14 protein-coding genes are annotated in these 16,469 nt (G+C 73.3%); 4 read left to right on the forward strand and 10 right to left on the reverse strand.

Going from position 1 to position 16,469, the window contains the following annotated elements:
- Nucleotides 1–239: 239 nt before the first annotated feature.
- From dnaK to ACFYZJ_RS28805, 4 genes are all read right to left on the reverse strand, one after another.
- Entirely contained in the window at nucleotides 240–2,102 is a 1,863-nt protein-coding gene (gene dnaK / locus ACFYZJ_RS28790; RefSeq protein WP_388572689.1) for a molecular chaperone DnaK, read from the reverse strand.
- Between the two features lie 163 nt (nucleotides 2,103–2,265).
- Nucleotides 2,266–2,691 (reverse strand): OsmC family protein, encoded by a 426-nt coding sequence (locus ACFYZJ_RS28795; RefSeq protein ID WP_388572691.1) that lies wholly within the window; start codon nucleotides 2,689–2,691, stop codon nucleotides 2,266–2,268.
- A gap of 108 nt (nucleotides 2,692–2,799) precedes the next feature.
- Nucleotides 2,800–4,887 carry an alkaline phosphatase family protein gene (locus ACFYZJ_RS28800; RefSeq protein ID WP_388572693.1) on the reverse strand — a complete coding sequence of 696 codons (2,088 nt, stop codon included), beginning with the start codon at nucleotides 4,885–4,887 and terminating at the stop codon, nucleotides 2,800–2,802.
- A 78-nt stretch (nucleotides 4,888–4,965) separates the two neighbouring features.
- Nucleotides 4,966–5,418, reverse strand: coding sequence for a hypothetical protein (locus ACFYZJ_RS28805; RefSeq protein ID WP_388572695.1), 453 nt, complete (start codon nucleotides 5,416–5,418; stop codon nucleotides 4,966–4,968).
- An 85-nt stretch (nucleotides 5,419–5,503) separates the two neighbouring features.
- On the opposite strand from ACFYZJ_RS28805, the gene ACFYZJ_RS28810 reads away from it, so the two are divergent.
- Together ACFYZJ_RS28810 and ACFYZJ_RS28815 are read left to right on the forward strand one after the other, a co-directional pair.
- A complete protein-coding gene (locus ACFYZJ_RS28810) occupies nucleotides 5,504–6,274 on the forward strand; it encodes an MBL fold metallo-hydrolase (protein WP_388572697.1) in 771 nt (256 codons plus the stop codon).
- Nucleotides 6,274–6,897 (forward strand): DedA family protein, encoded by a 624-nt coding sequence (locus ACFYZJ_RS28815; protein WP_388572863.1) that lies wholly within the window; start codon nucleotides 6,274–6,276, stop codon nucleotides 6,895–6,897. Before ACFYZJ_RS28810 ends, ACFYZJ_RS28815 begins: the two co-directional genes overlap by 1 nt.
- 15 nt (nucleotides 6,898–6,912) lie before the next feature.
- Here ACFYZJ_RS28815 and ACFYZJ_RS28820 read toward each other — a convergent pair whose 3' ends face one another.
- The 4 genes from ACFYZJ_RS28820 to ACFYZJ_RS28835 form a co-directional block, all read right to left on the reverse strand.
- Entirely contained in the window at nucleotides 6,913–7,989 is a 1,077-nt protein-coding gene (locus tag ACFYZJ_RS28820) for an MBL fold metallo-hydrolase (RefSeq protein WP_388572698.1), read from the reverse strand.
- Nucleotides 7,986–9,230 (reverse strand): aminotransferase class I/II-fold pyridoxal phosphate-dependent enzyme, encoded by a 1,245-nt coding sequence (locus ACFYZJ_RS28825; protein WP_388572700.1) that lies wholly within the window; start codon nucleotides 9,228–9,230, stop codon nucleotides 7,986–7,988. Before ACFYZJ_RS28825 ends, ACFYZJ_RS28820 begins: the two co-directional genes overlap by 4 nt.
- Nucleotides 9,231–9,449: 219 nt before the next feature.
- Nucleotides 9,450–10,700: a hypothetical protein gene (locus ACFYZJ_RS28830; protein ID WP_388572702.1), complete on the reverse strand. Its 1,251-nt coding sequence runs from the start codon at nucleotides 10,698–10,700 to the stop codon at nucleotides 9,450–9,452.
- A 126-nt stretch (nucleotides 10,701–10,826) separates the two neighbouring features.
- Entirely contained in the window at nucleotides 10,827–11,573 is a 747-nt protein-coding gene (locus ACFYZJ_RS28835; RefSeq protein WP_388572704.1) for an ANTAR domain-containing response regulator, read from the reverse strand.
- 121 nt (nucleotides 11,574–11,694) lie between these two features.
- Between ACFYZJ_RS28835 and ACFYZJ_RS28840 the strand changes: the two genes are divergently transcribed.
- Nucleotides 11,695–12,807 (forward strand): GAF domain-containing protein, encoded by a 1,113-nt coding sequence (locus ACFYZJ_RS28840; RefSeq protein ID WP_388572706.1) that lies wholly within the window; start codon nucleotides 11,695–11,697, stop codon nucleotides 12,805–12,807.
- Here ACFYZJ_RS28840 and ACFYZJ_RS28845 read toward each other — a convergent pair.
- Together ACFYZJ_RS28845 and ACFYZJ_RS28850 are read right to left on the reverse strand one after the other, a co-directional pair.
- A complete protein-coding gene (locus ACFYZJ_RS28845; protein WP_388572708.1) occupies nucleotides 12,804–13,073 on the reverse strand; it encodes a hypothetical protein in 270 nt (89 codons plus the stop codon). The two genes, ACFYZJ_RS28840 and ACFYZJ_RS28845, sit on opposite strands and share 4 nt — an antisense overlap.
- Before the next feature lie 322 nt (nucleotides 13,074–13,395).
- Entirely contained in the window at nucleotides 13,396–14,190 is a 795-nt protein-coding gene (locus tag ACFYZJ_RS28850; protein WP_388572709.1) for an RNA polymerase sigma factor SigF, read from the reverse strand.
- A 458-nt stretch (nucleotides 14,191–14,648) separates the two neighbouring features.
- On the opposite strand from ACFYZJ_RS28850, the gene ACFYZJ_RS28855 reads away from it, so the two are divergent.
- Nucleotides 14,649–16,448: a thiamine pyrophosphate-requiring protein gene (locus tag ACFYZJ_RS28855; RefSeq protein WP_388572711.1), complete on the forward strand. Its 1,800-nt coding sequence runs from the start codon at nucleotides 14,649–14,651 to the stop codon at nucleotides 16,446–16,448.
- The last annotated feature ends 21 nt before the right edge of the window (nucleotides 16,449–16,469 follow it).

Consider the following 16,469-nt stretch of genomic DNA (forward strand, 5'->3'; position numbering starts at 1 on the left):
CCGGGCAATCTCCAGGGCTGTCCGTCCGCTCGGGATCAACCCTCGCTCCGCGTGGAGAACACGCGAAATCCACACACCGGTCCGTCATGCTCCGACCAGCCGGGGCCCGGGCCGCCGCGAACACCGCATGACGACCGGATCGAAGGCGGCACCCGCCCGCACCGACACCAGCCGGTTGCCGCACCGAAGCCCAGCGGCGGCGCAGCCCGGCGGCAGGTCGCCCGGCGCCGGGCGTGGGCTCAGGCCGCACCGCCCTTCGTGTCCCTGTCCTCGTCGACGATCTCCGCGTCCACCACGCCCTCCTCGTCCTGCGGTGCCGTCTGCTGCCGGCTGCCGTCCGCGGACGTCTGCCGGGACTGGGCGTACATGGCCTGGCCCATCTTCTGGCTGACCGTGGCGAGCCTGTCCACGCCGCCCCGCAGGGCCGCCGTGTCGGCGCCCTCCTTGAGCAGGTCCTTCAGTTCGGTGACCGCCGCCGTCACCTCGCCCTTCGTGTCGGCCGGGACCCGCTCCTCGTTCTCCCGCAGGAACTTCTCGGTCTGGTAGACGAGCTGCTCGGCCTGGTTGCGCGTCTCCGCCGCCTCCCGGCGCCTGCGGTCCTCCTCGGCGTACTGCTCCGCGTCCCGCATCATCCGGTCGATCTCGTCCTTGGGGAGCGCGGAGCCCCCGGTCACCGTCATCCTCTGTTCCCGGCCCGTCGCCATGTCCTTCGCCGAGACGTGCATGATCCCGTTGGCGTCGATGTCGAAGGTCACCTCGATCTGCGGGACCCCGCGCGGCGCGGGCGGCAGCCCGGTCAGGTCGAAGACGCCGAGCTTCTTGTTGTACGCGGCGATCTCCCGCTCGCCCTGGTAGACCTGGATGCCGACCGACGGCTGGTTGTCCTCGGCGGTGGAGAAGATCTCCGAACGCCGCGTGGGAATGGTCGTGTTGCGTTCGATCAGCTTGGTCATGATGCCGCCCTTGGTCTCGATGCCGAGGGACAGCGGGGTCACGTCGAGCAGCAGCACGTCCTTGACGTCGCCGCGCAGGACACCGGCCTGGAGGGCCGCGCCGACCGCCACGACCTCGTCCGGGTTGACGCCCTTGTGCGGGTCCTTGCCGGTGAGTTCCCGCACCAGGTCGGTGACCGCGGGCATGCGGGTGGAGCCGCCGACGAGGATCACGTGGTCGATCGCGGAGAGCTCCACGCCCGCGTCCCGGACCGCCTGGTGGAAGGGCGTCCGGCAGCGGTCGAGGAGGTCGGCCGTCAGCTCCTGGAACTGGGCGCGGGTCAGCCTCTCCTCCAGGTGCAGCGGGCCCTCGGCGGAGGCGGTGATGTAGGGCAGGTTGACGGTCGTCTCGGTGGAGCTGGACAGCTCGATCTTGGCCTTCTCCGCGGCCTCCCGCAGCCGCTGCAGCGCCATCTTGTCGGCGCCGAGATCGATGCCGTACTGGCCCTTGAACCGCTTCACCAGATGGTCCACGACCCGCTGGTCCCAGTCGTCGCCGCCGAGGTGCGTGTCACCGTTGGTCGCCTTGACCTCGATCACTCCGTCGCCGATCTCCAGCAGGGACACGTCGAAGGTGCCGCCACCGAGGTCGAAGACGAGGACGGTCTGCTCCTCACCGCGGTCGAGCCCGTACGCGAGGGCCGCCGCCGTCGGCTCGTTGATGATCCGCAGGACCTTCAGCCCCGCGATCTCCCCGGCCTCCTTGGTGGCCTGCCGCTGGGCGTCGTCGAAGTACGCGGGCACGGTGATCACGGCGTCCGTGACGTCCTCGCCCAGATACGCCTCGGCGTCCCGCTTCAGCTTCTGCAGGACGCGCGCGGACAGCTCCTGCGCCCGAAAGCGGGTGCCGTCCACGGACCCGTGCTCCGGGAAACGCCAGTGCGCGTCGCCCATGTGCCGCTTCACCGAGCGCGCGGTGCGCTCGACGTTCGTCACGGCCTGCCGCTTGGCGACCTCGCCGACCAGCACCTCGCCGTTCTTGGCGAAGGCCACGACCGACGGCGTGGTCCGCGCGCCCTCGGCGTTGCTGATCACGGTGGGCTCACCGCCCTCCAGGACGGCCACCACCGAGTTCGTCGTCCCCAGATCGATCCCGACCGCGCGTGTCATCGCCGTCCCCTTCCGCACAGCGCGTGTCCCGCACTCCATCACAAATCTTGAGTGGCCCCGCGTCAATGCACGCGACGGGCCTCCCGATGCGATGCCGGGTACCCGGAAACGACGGTGCCGCGCCCCCTCGGCGGGAAGCGCGGCACCGTCGGGAACGTGGGGCTCAGGCGAGCTTGGCGTCCAGCGTGATCGTCGTACCGGCCAGGGCCTGGCTGACCGGGCAGTTCTTCTTGGCGTCCTCGGCGGCGGCGGCGAACGCGTCGTTGTCGATGCCGGGGACGGTGCCCTCGACGGTGAGGTGGATGCCCGTGATCCCCTCACCCGGCTGGAAGGTGACGTCGGCCTTCGTCTCAAGCTTGGTGGGCGGGGTGCCGGCGCCGGCCAGGCCGTGCGACAGCGCCATGGAGAAGCAGCTGGAGTGGGCGGCGGCGATCAGCTCCTCGGGGCTGGTCCTGCCGTTCGCGTCCTGGGAGCGCGAGGCCCACGTGACCGGCTGCTGGGCGATGCCGGAGGAGTCGAAGGTGACGACGCCGTTGCCCTCGAGCAGGTTGCCTTCCCAGACGGTGTGAGCGGTGCGCGTGGTTGCCACGGTTCTTCCTTTCGATGGGGTCCCCGTTTCCGGGGTTCCGTCGCTCCCATCCGATCACACCCGGCCCCCGCGGACCCAGTTTCCCACCGCGTTGCATCCGGCCCGTCGTCAGGCGGCGCGTTCGTCCTCCTCCGCGGCGGCGGGCAGCGGCACTTGGGGGCCCTCGCACTCGCGCAGCCAGCGGCGGAACACCTGGTGGACCTGTTCGGCGCCGACGACTTCGGTGCCCGCCTCGGCAGGGGCGGACAGCTCCACCGGCCACAGCAGGAAGGGCCGGCCCTGGGCGCCGCCGAGCCCGCCGTGCGAACCGATCTGCTCCTCGAAGGCGAGGACTTCGCCCTCGGCCGGGTCGTACCAGGAGTTGACCATGATGTCGGCGGCGTGCGGGAAGGAGTGCGTGCGGCGTACGGCGTCGGCGGCACCCGGTCCGAAGCCCGTGAGCGGACCGGTCTCGTCGGTGAGCCGGTCCACCGGGATCTCGGCGCCGAACGCGCCCAGCACCACCCCGCCGTGCTCCTCGCTGCGGACGAGGACGAAACCGATGCCGGGATGGTTGGCGAGCGTGGAGAGCAGCGCGGGGTACCGGCGGTCGATCTCCTCCTTGCTCATCCGGTGCGGCACATCGGGGAAGGAGACGAGCCCGAGGTTCCCGGAAGCCAGCACGATGGGCTCCGAGCGGCGGCGCGCCGCCCTGTGGTGCTCGGCCTTCTCCTCGACGGGCCGGCGCAGCGCGGCCCGTACGGCGGCGCGCGCCTCCGCCCCGCTGTGCGTGCGGTCCACCTTGCGCGGCACATGCAGCCCGCACCCGGCCCGCACCAGGTTGCCGAGGCTGAGCCCGTACCGCGTGCGGAAGGTCTCGCCGGGGCTCTGCCCGTGGTCGGACAGGACCACGATCCGGTACGGGCGCGGGGCGTGCTCGGCGACCTGCGCGAGCAGCGCGAGCGAGCGGTCGAGCCGGCGCAGCACCTTCTCGGCGTCGCGGCTGTGCGGTCCGGAGTGGTGGGCCACCTCGTCGTAGGCCACCAGGTCCGCGTAGACGGCGCCGCGCCCGGCAAGCATGTCGCCGATCACCGCGGCGACGACCACGTCCCGTTCGACGACGGTGGCGAAGGCGCGCACGAAGGGGTACAGGCCGCCGCGGCCCACACGCGGCCGCTGTCGCTTCAGCCGGGCCCGGGTCGACTGGCCGATCTCGCGGGCGACCTCGGCGGCGAACGACATGGCGGTGCGGACGGCATTGGCGGGGTCGCTGAAGTACGCGAAGTAGCCGGCGCGGGAGCGGTTCTCCCGGCCCCGCCGGGCGGAGACCGACAGCACCAGGGCGAGCTGGTCGGCGCCGCCGCTGAACAGGTTGCCGCGGCTCGCGCCGTCGACGGTGAGCAGGCCGCCGTCGCCGGTCCGCTCGATGGCGCGGCGCTGGAGTTCCGCGGCGCTCGTCGGGCGGTTGCACACGACGACCTCACGGGTCTCCTTCTCGTACCAGCGGAACGCGGGGACGTCATGGTTGGAGCCGTGCAGGATGCCCAGCTGGCTGGCGCCGGTCTGGCTGGACCAGTCGGTGCGCCAGGCGGTGACGCGGTGGGTGGGTGCACCGCCGTCGCGTGGGGCGAGCCAGGAGGCGACGGTCGGCATGAGGCCCTTGTCGACGGCCGCCCGCAGCACGTCGTGTCCGACGCCGTCCAACTGGACGAAGACCGCGCCCGGGGTGATGTGGCCGCAGTGTCCGTCACCGCGTCTGCGGCGGCGGTCGGCGAGCCGGTAGAGCCTTCTGCGGTACGCGTCGTCGTCCCGTACGGCGAGGGCGGCGCCGGTGGCCGAGGCGACGGCCGACATCGCGGCGGCGACCACCACGGCGGTCTCGGGGGCGGCCTCGGCGTCCCCGGAGGGGCTGAGGCGGAGGGCGACGAGCAGGAGGGAGCCGTTGAGGAAGAAGACCAGCAGGCCGAGGACGAGGGCGGGCACGAGCAGCAGGAGCCGTACCAGCAGGGGCCACACGAGGGACGACAGCAGACCGAAGACACCGGCACCGGCGGCTGCGGTGACGGCTATGCGGGTCGCGCTGTCGCCGCCGGGGGACTCCAGCCGGAAGTCGGGCAGGACGGCGGCGAGGACGAGCATGGTTGCGGTGGAGGCGGCCCACACGGCGACACTGCGGCCCACCCCGCTGAGCAGCTTCCGCCCACGCCCGTGCCCCACGCCCAGCTCACCTCACGTCACGGCCCTGCCGCCCTCTCGGATCGGCCCCCACCCTGTCACAACACCCGGGGCGCCCGGTCAGCGGCCGTCGTACCCCGCCGTCGGCAGCGACAGGCGGCGGTGGACCCGGGCCTTCATCCCGGCGTCGTACGACGGTTCCGCACAGCCCACGGTCTCGACGCGGACCCCTCGCCGGGCGCACTCCGCGGTGAACTCGTCCACCGAGGTCAGGGCCCGCTCCAGGACGCGGCGGCTGGGGGCCACGAACAGGTCGACCAGACCCGCCTCCACGTCCGTCCACAGCGCGCAGTGGTCGGGACGCAGACCGCGCACGAGCAGTTCCCTCGTCACCACGTATCCGCGCTCCGCCGCCCAGCGCGCGCACATCGCGTGCTGGCTGCGGGAGTCCACGAGGAAGGGGTCCGCGTCCAGTTCCTCGAGCGGTGTCAGGCTGGCGATCGCCGTGACCCGGACCGTGCCCGCCCGGCCGCGGGTGTCGCGTGCGCCGGCGGTGCCGTGCGCCTCTCCCATGGGGTCCCCCCTCACCTCAGGGTTTCCCCGCCGACCCTACCCCTGCCCGTAGGCTCGGGGGGAGTCGCGCGAAGGAGGCAATGGAGTGCCGGTGGAGGTCACGTGGTGGGGTCACGCCACCTGCACGGTCGCGGACTCCGGTGTACGGGTGCTCACCGATCCCCTGTTCGCGCGCCGCCTCGCGCATCTGCGGCGCCGCCGCGGTGCCCCGCCGCCGCCCGAGGCCACGGTCGCGGACGTGACGCTGGTGTCGCATCTGCACGCCGACCATCTGCACGTCCTGTCGCTGGCCCGGCTCGCCCCCGGTACCCGGGTGCTGGTGCCGCGCGGTGCCGCGGCCCAGGTGCCGGGGCTGCGCCGGCTGGGCCTGCGGCTCACGGAGGTGGTGCCCGGGGACCGGGTGCGGGTCGGTGACCTGGTCGTACGGGTGGTACCGGCACGGCACGACGGACGCCGGCTGCCGCTGGGGCCGCACCGCTCCCCCGCGCTCGGGTTCGTCGTCGAGGGGGAGGCGCGGACGTACTTCGCCGGCGACACCGGTCTGTTCCCGTCGATGGCCGAGGAGGTCGGGCCGGTGGACGTGGCGCTGCTGCCGGTCGGCGGCTGGGGGCCGTACCTCGGCGAGGGGCACCTGGACGCGGGGCGCGCCGCGCAGGCGCTCGCAGAGTTGATGCCACGCAGCGCGATACCGGTGCACTACGGCACGTACTGGCCGATCGGGATGGACGCCGTGCGCCCCCACGAGTTCCACGCGCCGGGCGCCGAGTTCGCCCGCCTCGCCGCGCGGTACGCCCCGGACGTCAGGGTGCACCTGCTGTCGCACGGTGAGAGCGCCCGTCCGGAGGTCGCCCGGTGATGCACCTCGCCGCCACGACCACCCTGGTGCCCACGGAGTCCACCCAACAGGCCGTCGGCTACCCGTCGTTGTTCCTGCTGGTGCTGATCGGGGCGCTGGTACCGGTGGTGCCGACCGGGGCGCTGGTCAGTTCCGCGGCGGTCGTGGCCTTCCACCGGACCGCGCCCTTCGGGCTCGCGATGGTGTTCGTCGTCGCCGCGCTCGCGGCCTTCCTCGGGGACATCGCACTGTACTGGCTCGGGCGGCGCGGCATGCGGTCGAAGAACGGCTCCCGCTGGCTGGAGGACCTTCGCGGCCGCGCCCCCGAGGACCGGCTCGCCCAGGCGCAGGAGAAGCTGAACGAGCACGGCATCGCAGTGCTCACCCTCTCCCGGCTGGTCCCGGCGGGCCGCATTCCGGTGATGCTCGCCTGCCTGCTGGCCCGTATGCCGCTGCGGGAGTTCGCCCGTGGCGACGCCCCGGCCTGCCTCGCCTGGACCGCGACGTACCAACTGATCGGCATCCTCGGCGGCTCGCTGTTCCCGAAGCCGTGGGAGGGTGTGGTGGCGGCGGTCGTGCTGACGGTCGTGATCAGCGCGGCACCCGGCCTGTGGCGCCGGATGCGCAGGGCCGCCACCTCGTGAGGCCCGGCGGCTGTCTCACTCCATGACCCGTGACGCCCCCACCGGCAGGTCCCACAGGTCCTCGCGGGCCAGTCCGGCCTGCTCCCATGCCGCCCGTACCCGGGTCAGCGGTTCCAGGACCGGTTCCGCCGACAGCACGAACGTGGCCCAGTGCATGGGTGCCATCCGCCGTGCGCCGAGGTCGAGCGTCGCCCGGACCGCCTCCTCCGGGTCGCAGTGGACGTCGCTGAGCCACCACCGCGGGTCGTAGGCACCGATCGGCATCAGGGCCAGGTCGATCCCCGGATAGCGCTGCCCGATCCGCTCGAACCAGTGCCCGTACCCGGTGTCGCCCGCGAAGTAGATCCGTTGGCCGTCGGGCGCGGTCAGCACCCAGCCGCCCCACAGCGAACGACACGTGTCGGTCAGGGTGCGCTTGGACCAGTGGTGGGCGGGCACGAAGTCGAACCGGACGCCGTTGACCTCGGTGGCCTCCCACCAGTCCAGCTCGGTGACACAGGCGAACCGTCGGCGGCGGAACCACGCGGCGAGTCCGGCCGGTACGAGCACCGGGGTGTCGCGCGGGAGGCGGCACAGGGTCGGGGCGTCGAGGTGGTCGTAGTGGTTGTGGCTGATGACGACCGCGTCGACGCGCGGCAGGGCGTCCCAGTCGATCCCCACGGGCGTGATCCGGGTGGGTGTGCCGAGGATGCGCCGGGACCAGACGGGGTCGGTGAGGACCGTCAGCCCGCCGATCCGCACCACCCAACTGGCGTGGCCCGCCCAGGAGACGGCGACCGTGCGCGCGTCGACCCGCGGCAGCGGGCCCGGCGCGTACGGCAGCAGGGGAATGTCCTTCAGGCCCTCGGGACCGGGCCGCAGCGCGCCCTCGCGGGCGAAGCGGGCCATGGCCCTCAGGCCGGGCAGCGGTGTGGTCAACCGGTCCAGGAAGGAGCGCGGCCAGATGCGGCGCTCACCGAGCGGACGCGGTGCGGCGAGCGGCGGCGCGACCAGCGGCGCGGGGTCCCGGCTCAGCAGGGGCGTGGACGCGGGCTCACCGATGTCCCGGTGTGCCGCAACGGTGCTCGTGGTCGACTCGGACTGCTGCGTCATCGAGGAGGCTCCCATCGCTGAGCGTCGTCGCGTAGATCGGCGAGGACCGATCCCACATGGGTCAACGCGCGTTGTACGTGTGGCAGTTCCAGCGGCTCCGGTGAGGTGAGGCACTGCGCCCGTTCCTCGGCGGTCGCGCCGAGGAGGGGGCCGGAGGACAGACGGACGCGGAGCGCCGCGAGGTCGTCCCCGAAGCGGTGGCCGCCGGGCGCGGGCATGCCGAGCCGGGCGGTGAGGAGGTCCTCGAGTTCCTGTGCGTCGTCGACGCCGCGCGCGTCGAGCGCGGAGCGCAGCGGCTCCAGGTCGGCGTAGAGGTGGCGGCCGGCCTGCGGGGGCAGGGCCAGGGCGCCCGCCGCGACGACGGCTCGGCGCGCGGCATCGGCCACGCGGGCGTGCAGCGCGGTGGCGGCGGTGAGGCGCTGGGTGACGTCGGGGGGCTCGTCGAGGGCGTACGCGGCCGCCGCGGCGACCGGGTCGGCGATCCGGGCGCCGAGCGCGGTGAGCACGTCCAGGGCGCGGGCGCGCAGTCCGGCGCCGTCGGCGGTGGCCGGGAAGCGGGCGACGGCCGCGGGCCAGCCGGGCGGCAGGAAGGGCCCGGCGAGGTCGGTGACGACGGTGACCCGGTCGGGCAGCATCTCGGCGGGACTGAGCAGCACGGTGTCGTGCGGCCGGTGCACGGTGTCGCGCCAGGTCTCGTCGCTGACCAGGTGCAGCCCCTCGCCGGCGGCGGCTTCGACGGTCTCGTGCACGAGTTCGGGCGGGGCGACGGTGGCGGTGGGGTCGTCGGCGACGGCGAGCACGAGGAGGCGGGGATCGCCGCCCTCGGCGCGGATTCTGCGGATGGTCTCCAGGAGGGCGTACGGGTCGGGGACGCCGCCGCACTCCATGGGGGTCGGCACATGGAACACCGACCGTCCCAGCGCCCGGGCCTGGGGCGCCCACCAGGCCGGACAGGGCCGCGGGACGAGGACGTCGCCGCCGAGCGCGGCGGTGACGGCGACGAAGAGCGCGGGGGCGCCGGGGGCGGCGGCGATGTCATCGGGCTCGGCGGGCAGCCCGCGCCGGGCGAAGTAGCCGCAGGCGGCGTCGAGGAAGGCGGGCAGCCGGGAGGGGCCCGAGCCGTCGTGGTCGGCGGCCTCGGCGAGCGCCGCGGACAGCCCCGGCAGCAGGGGCAGTCCCTGCTCGGGAAAGGGCGGCCCGAAACGGACGGGACCGTGCCCCTCCGGATCCGTCCGCCGCATGCGTGCCTCCGCGCAGTCCCTGGTGCCGTCGCCGGTCCCCCGTGTTTCCGGTTCGCTCCACGCCTTCGACCCGTGGCAGCCGCCCGCTGTCGTACTCCCTTTCCGCTACGGGGTCGAAGGTGCCCTCGGGCTCTGAGTACCCCGGGTTCGGGCCGGTCATGGGCGTCCGGCCGGGTCGCCCGGATCACAGGCTCAGGTGTTCGGACCACGGGCGCGGCGTCAGGCGTGGCCGGACCGCGCGCGCCCCCAGACACGGTGGACCGTGGCCCCGAGGGCGGCGACGATCAGGAGGCCGCCGGCGACCAGGGCGGGCACGGAATCGGTGAAGGCGCCGCCTGCACCGGCGTGCACACCGTGCTGGGCGCCGACGGGAGGCTGTGCCGCGTTCTGCTTCTCCTGGTCGTCGTGCTGCTTGCCGGTGGCCTGCTTGCCCTGACTGTCGCCCTGCTGCTTGCCCGACGCCTGTGACTGACCGTCGCCCTGCTTGCCCTGCCCGTCCCCCTGCTGCTTGCCCGACCCCTGGGACTGACCGTCACCCTGCTTGCCCTGCCCGTCCCCCTGCTGCTTGCCCGACCCCTGGGACTGACCGTCACCCTGCTTGCCCTGCCCATCCCCCTGCTGCTTCCCCGACCCCTGGGACTGACCGTCACCCTGCTTGCCCTGACCGTCCCCCTGCTGCTTCCCCATCCCCTGGGACTGACCGTCACCCTGCTTGCCCTGACCGTCCCCCTGCTGCTTCCCCAACCCCTGGGACTGACCATCGCCCTGCTTGCCCTGCCCATCCCCCTGCTGCCTGCCCTGACCATCCCCCTGCTGCTTCCCGGACACCTGGGACTGCCCGTCCCCCTGCTGCTTCCCCGACCCCTGGGACTGACCGTCACCCTGCTTGCCCTGCCCGTCCCCCTGCTGCCTGCCCTGACCATCCCCCTGCTGCTTCCCGGACTGCTGCGCCTGCCCCTCCTCCTGCTGCTGCCTCCCGCCCGGCGGGGCGTCGCCGTCGCCATGGTGGTCACGGCCCTCACGGCACACGGTGAAGGAGACGGTCCACGCTCTTGCACGGCCGCCCGGGCCACCGGGGCACCGTCCGAAGACGCCCCACTCGGCCTCGCGGCCGGCCATGCCGGCGACGGCGTCCACGCTTCCGCCGGCCGGGACGCGGGCGGTGCCGCTGTAGCGGACGGCGCCCCGGCGCTCGGTCCAGTCACGGTCGTCACGCTCGTCACGCTCGTCGCGGTCGACCCGGTGCAGCCTGACCCTGCCCCCCTCGAATGCCTGGGAAGCACCCTCGATGGCGTCGGGCAGGCCGGCGCCCTCCGCTTCGCAGGACACCGAGACGGTGACCGTGCCGCCGGGCGCGACCGAGCGCGGGCTGACGTCGGCGGAGGAGTCGGCGGACGCGGACGGGGCGACGGCACCCAGGGCGGCGCCGGCCAGAGCGGTGGCGGACAGGACTCGGGCGGTGCAGCGCATGGGCAGGCTCCTTCGGCCGGGTTCCTCCCATGACAGCCCGCCCGGCCCTGGGCCGCGCGCGGCCGTGCCCCATTCGCGCGACCGGCACCACCGTGCGGGTGACGGGTCGGCCGCGCGGCGAAGGGGTCAGCCGGCCAGCGAGACCAGCTCCCGCTCCAGGCCGCGGCCCCGCTTGTCCACGACGCCGGCGGCGACGTCGGCGAGTTTGCGGTTGGCGCCCTGGGAGATGCGGCGCAGCACGTGGAAGGCGGTATCGGCGTCGCAGCCGAGGACGTGCATCACGATCCCGCACGCCTGGTCGACGACGGGCCGGGAGCGCAGGGCGGCGCCGAGCTGGTCGAGTTCCGTGAGGACGGCACGGTAGGAGCGGTCGCGCACCAGGCAGCCCACGGCGAGGTCGCCGAGCACCCGGGCGGGGCCGTGCGGGGCGTCCTTCAGAGTCCCGGGCCGGAAGCTGTAGAGGCTGAGCGTGACGGCCAGTCCGGGCCGCCGGAAGGGGATCGTGACGCTGGACCGTACGCCGGCGTCCAGGGCGAAGGCCCGGTACTCCGGCCAGCGCTCCTCGACCAGCAGGTCCGAGGCGTCGACGGGCTCCTCCGACTCCAGGGCCGTGGGGATCGGCCCGTCGCCGCTGCGGAGCTGGGCCGTGACGAGCGGGGCGAGATCGGGGTGGGTGACGGCGGCGGGCCGGTCCGTGCCGCTCTCGACACCGCCTTCGACGACCGTGGTGCTGGCGCCGCAGCAGTCGGGGGTGCACCGCGCGGCCTGTTCGACGAGTTCCGACAGCCGACGCCCCGGGAGGGCGGACTCGGGGGACTCGGCCGCCAGGCGGTCATGCCCCGGGTGGTAGACGAGTTGTGCGGTCTGCGGCATTCTTCACCTCCTGTTCGGGCGGCTGCCCGCTCACCCCGGTGGAAAACGGCGTCCGTGACGCGTGGCCGGTTCCGTGTACGCGAGCCCCCGGGAAGTCACCTGTCCGGGTTAGGTTCGTCGTATGGCGCAGACGGACGAATTCGGTGAAGAGCTGGCGGATTTCGTCCGCCGGGTGGCGGAACTCAAGGCTGCCCGCGCCATACCGACGGACGATCTTCCCTCGGTGCTCGACGCGGCGATCTTCGAACTCGACCATGTCGCCGGGCAGTTGTGGCCGTGGTACCAGCGGTTGTCCACGGACGCCGGGGCCGCCGCGGCCGGCTCCGGTGAGCGCCAGGAGCAGCAGTTGCTGAAGACGCTCTTCCAGCGGCTCCCGGTGCCGGTGGCGCTGGTGGACCGCGAGACGGTGGTGCGGCGGCTGAACTTCGCGGCCATCTCCTTCACCGGGGTCCGCGCGGGCTACGCGACGGGCCGCCCGCTGACGGGACTGCTGGCGCACGCCGACCGGGCCGCGTTCCGCTCACAGACGGCCGCGGTGGCGCGCGGCGAGGGCGACCGCAGCTTGACGGTACGGCTGCCGCAGCATCCGTCGGTGCCGGTACGGGCGACGCTGGTCGCGGTGCGGCCGAGCGGGGAGCCGCGCACGGCGGTCATGGTGGTGCTGCAGCCCGCGGACACCCGGGTGCCGGCCGGTGAGCACACGCCGCCCGGCGGCCTGCCGGACCTGGCCGAGACCACCCGGCACGCGGCGCTGATGGACCTGCTGGACGCGATGACAAGTGCGCTGCTCACCGCGCCGGCCGGGGCCGCCCTGGAGCGGGCGGCCCGGGTGCTGCACGGCCGGTTCGCGGACTGGGTGGTGGCGGACGCGGGAGGCGGGCACCTGACCCGTACGGCGGTGCTGGGGCCGCCCGGTGAGGACGTGGACGCGCTGGTCGCGCAGGAGCCCGCGGGGTGCCCCCTGCTCGTCGAAGTGGCGCGCGGCGGGTCCACGGTCCTTCGGGTGCGGCCGGAGGACCCGGAGGCGTTCGGACATGACGCCTCGGGTGCCCCTGTCCTGATCCGGGCGAACGTGACGTCCCTGCTGTGCGTGCCGCTCACCGACGGGGGCACCGTGCGGGGAGTGCTCACGCTGTTCCGCAGCGGGGCCCGGCCGGCGTTCTCGATGGCGGAGGCGCAGGCGATGGACCTGATGTCCCGTCATATCGCGCTGGCGCTGCGCGCCGTGGGTTAGAGCTCCCTCTGGCTGACCAGCACACCCGCACCTGCGTTGACGTTGACCAGCAGGAACTCCGCTCCCCGCCAGAACGGCCGATGAGCCGACAGCCTGGCCACACGTTCGCGCCCCACCACAGGTACCCGGGCGCAGCCCCGCATGCCGTTGCCGTCGGTCAGGCTCACGGCATCGGGGGCGAGGAGGGCCTCCAGCGCCGCCACGTCCCCCGTCCGGGCCGCTGAGACGAAGGCGGTGAGGAGGCGCCGGTGCCCGGCCGCGTCCACGCTCTCCCGCTGCTCGTCCGGCAGGGCCGCCCCGGACTTGGTGCTGGGCGACCGCGGCTACGACCACGACACATAACGCCGGGACTTCGGTGTGAAGCCACCGATCGCCCGCCGGGGCACCGGGTCCGGGTCCGGACCCGGACCCGGACCCGGACCCGGACCTGACGCTGGGACGTGGAGCGTGCGTTCGCCCAGCGGTGCTGGTTCCGCCGCCTGCGCATCCGCTGTCAGATACGCGACGACATCGACGAAGTCTTCGTCACGCTGGGCCGGCTGCGCACTCATCGGCTGGCGAGGCCTGAACTCGTTCCGAGGGGACTTCTCAGACGGCGTCCCGCATCACCTGCTCGCGCAGCCGGGAGCAGCAGCGGCTGATCAGGCGGGAGACGTGCATCTGGGAGATGCCGAGGCGCTCGGCGATGCTGCTCTGGGTCATGTCGTCGAAGAAACGCATGTACAGGATGGCGCGTTCACGCTCCGGGAGGGCCTGGATGCGGGGCTTGACCGCCTCGCGGTCCACGACGGTGTCGAGCGCGGGGTCGGGCGAGCCGAGCGAGTCGCCGAGCGAGTAGCCGTCCTCGCTGCCGGGCAGTTCGGCGTCCAGGGACAGCGCCGTGAAGCTCTCCAGGGCCTCGAGGCCGACCAGGACGTCCTCCTCGCTCATGGCGGCGTGCTCGGCGATCTCGGCGACGGTGGGCCTGCGGCCCGAGACCGTCTGGGAGAGGTCCTGGACGGCGAAGCGGACGCGGTTGCGCAGGTCCTGGACGCGGCGCGGCACGTGCAGGGTCCACATGTGGTCGCGGAAGTGCCGCTTGATCTCGCCGGTGACGGTGGGGACGGCATAGCTCTCGAAGGCGTGCCCGCGCTCGGGGTCGTAGCGGTCCACGGCCTTGACCAGGCCGAGGAAGGCGACCTGGCGCAGGTCCTCGAAGCTCTCACCGCGGCTGCGGAACCGTCCCGCGAGCCGTTCGGCCATGGGCAGCCAGGCCTCGACGATCTCGTCGCGGAGCGCGTCGCGTTCGGGGCCCGGGGGGAGCGAGGCGAGCCTGCGGAAGGCCTCCGTGGTGTCGGGGGCGTCGTCGTGGGGGTGGTGCTTCACGCTAGCTCGGTTCTGCATGGTGCGTCGCAACTCCCTTGCTGGTGCCTTGCTTGGTGCCTTGGGTGGACGGTCACCGTGGGAGGGGCGTGGCGGGTGCGACAGGGCACACCGTGGCGTTGTTCACCGCTCCCACGGACGTGCCTCCTGTCCGAAGCACTGAGTCGCGCCTGCCCGGGCGCATTCGACGCAAACACCGGTCTTCCGAAAGTCCTCGGCCCCGCCTGGGCGTGCCGCGCGATGCATCACGCGGGAGCCGTGCCGCCCCGGCGCCTTCGACGGCTGCGGGGGCGTGCCACCGGCCCCCGGCGCACGGACACCTCGCGGACACCCGGCCACCGGCGGCGCCGCACCGGAAGGCCTGCCCCGCCGTCCCCGGCGCCCGCGCCCACCGGTTCCCGCGGCAGGTTTTCCCCGCACCGGCCGGGTGACTCGACAGGTGCGATCCCTACGCCCCCTCTTCCCACCGGAGGTTCCCGATGGCCACCAAGGTCGCCGACCACGTCCTGGCGCGTTTGCGCGAGTGGGGCGTGGAGCAAGTCTTCGGCTACCCCGGCGACGGCATCAACGGGCTGCTCGCCGCCTGGGGCCGCGCCGAGGACCGGCCGCGGTTCCTGCAGGCGCGGCACGAGGAGATGGCCGCGTTCGAGGCGGTCGGCTACGCCAAGTTCAGCGGCCGTCTCGGTGTGTGCGCGGCCACCTCGGGACCCGGCGCGATCCACCTGCTCAACGGCCTGTACGACGCCAAGCTCGACCATGTGCCCGTGCTCGCGCTGGTCGGTCAGACGCACCGCACCGCGATGGGCGGCTCCTACCAGCAGGAAGTCGACCTGCACACCCTGTTCAAGGACGTGGCCTCGGACTTCGTGGAGACCGTGATGGTCCCCGAGCAGCTGCCGAACGTGCTGGACCGCGCGATCCGCACCGCGTACGCGCGCCGCGCCCCCACGGCCCTGATCATCCCCGGTGACGTGCAGGAGCTGGACTACTCGCCGCCGACGCACGAGTTCAAGATGGTCCCCTCCAGCCTCGGCCGCAGCGCGTGGACGGCGGTCCCCTCGCAGGAGTCCCTGGAGAAGGCCGCGGAGGTCCTCAACGCCGGCGACAAGGTGGCCATCCTGATCGGCCAGGGCGCGGCCGGCGCGGTGACCGAGGTGCAGCAGATCGCCGAGCTGCTGGGCGCGGGCGTGGCGAAGGCGCTGCTCGGCAAGGACGTGCTCAGCGACGAGCTGCCGTACGTCACGGGCTCGATCGGGCTGCTGGGCACCCGCCCCTCGTACGAGCTGATGCGCGACTGCGACACCCTGCTCACCATCGGCTCGTCGTTCCCGTACACGCAGTTCATGCCGGACTTCGGCAAGGCGCGGGCCGTGCAGATCGACATCGACCCGCACATGATCGGCATGCGCTACCCGTACGAGGTGAACCTCGTCGGCGACGCCAGGGCGACCCTGCAGCGCCTCGTCCCGCTGCTGGACAAGGACCGCGGCCGCGAGTGGTTCGACACGGTGTGCGCGAACGTGTCCCGCTGGCACGAGGTCATGCAGAAGCGGGCGGAGCTGTCCGCGGACCCGATCAACCCGGAGTACGTGGCCCGCGCCCTGGACCCGATGCTGCCGCACAACGCGATCATCACCTCCGACTCGGGTTCGGTGGCGAACTGGTACGCACGGCACCTGACGATGCGGCCCGGTATGCGTGGATCGCTGTCCGGGACGCTGGCGACGATGGGCAGCGGGGTGCCGTATGCGATCGGCGCGAAGTTCGCCCACCCCGACCGGCCGGTGATCGCGCTGGTCGGTGATGGGGCGATGCAGATGAACGGCCTCGCGGAGATGATCACGGCGGCGAAGTACCGGGACCGCTGGGAGGACCCGCGGCTGGTGGTGGGTGTGTGGAACAACCACGACCTGAACCAGGTGACGTGGGAGATGCGCGCGATGGAGGGCGCCCCGTCCTTCCTGCCGTCGCAGGAGATCCCCGACGTGCAGTACGCCGCGTTCGCCCGCTCCCTGGGCCTGACCGGCGTCCGGGTGGAGAAGCCGGAGGACGTCGAGGCGGGCTGGCGCGCGGGTCTGGAGGCCGACGGCCCGGCGGTCGTCGAGTTCCTGACCGACCCGGCGGTGCCGCCGATCCCGCCGCACGCCAGCTGGGAGCAGATGCAGGCCACGGCGGCCTCGATCCTCAAGGGTGACGCGGACCGCGCCGGAATGATCCGCCAGGGCTTCAAGGCGAAGGTGCAGGAGTTCCTGCCCGGACGCGGAGACAAGGAGTCGTGAGGAGCCGTATCGGGACCGGAC

The sequence above is a fragment of the Streptomyces sp. NPDC001848 genome, assembly GCF_042891915.1.
In the GTDB taxonomy this organism is placed as follows: Bacteria; Actinomycetota; Actinomycetes; order Streptomycetales; family Streptomycetaceae; genus Streptomyces.

Bases quoted from the DNA above. Each gene is read 5' to 3' on its own strand.
- dnaK (WP_388572689.1), bottom strand. From the start codon at position 2,102: ATGACACGCGCGGTCGGGATCGATCTGGGGACGACGAACTCGGTGGTG.
- ACFYZJ_RS28805 (WP_388572695.1), bottom strand. From the start codon at position 5,418: ATGGGAGAGGCGCACGGCACCGCCGGCGCACGCGACACCCGCGGCCGG.
- ACFYZJ_RS28815 (WP_388572863.1), top strand. From the start codon at position 6,274: ATGCACCTCGCCGCCACGACCACCCTGGTGCCCACGGAGTCCACCCAA.
- ACFYZJ_RS28820 (WP_388572698.1), bottom strand. From the start codon at position 7,989: ATGACGCAGCAGTCCGAGTCGACCACGAGCACCGTTGCGGCACACCGG.
- ACFYZJ_RS28825 (WP_388572700.1), bottom strand. From the start codon at position 9,230: ATGCGGCGGACGGATCCGGAGGGGCACGGTCCCGTCCGTTTCGGGCCG.
- ACFYZJ_RS28830 (WP_388572702.1), bottom strand. From the start codon at position 10,700: ATGCGCTGCACCGCCCGAGTCCTGTCCGCCACCGCTCTGGCCGGCGCC.
- ACFYZJ_RS28835 (WP_388572704.1), bottom strand. From the start codon at position 11,573: ATGCCGCAGACCGCACAACTCGTCTACCACCCGGGGCATGACCGCCTG.
- ACFYZJ_RS28840 (WP_388572706.1), top strand. From the start codon at position 11,695: ATGGCGCAGACGGACGAATTCGGTGAAGAGCTGGCGGATTTCGTCCGC.
- ACFYZJ_RS28850 (WP_388572709.1), bottom strand. From the start codon at position 14,190: ATGCAGAACCGAGCTAGCGTGAAGCACCACCCCCACGACGACGCCCCC.
- ACFYZJ_RS28855 (WP_388572711.1), top strand. From the start codon at position 14,649: ATGGCCACCAAGGTCGCCGACCACGTCCTGGCGCGTTTGCGCGAGTGG.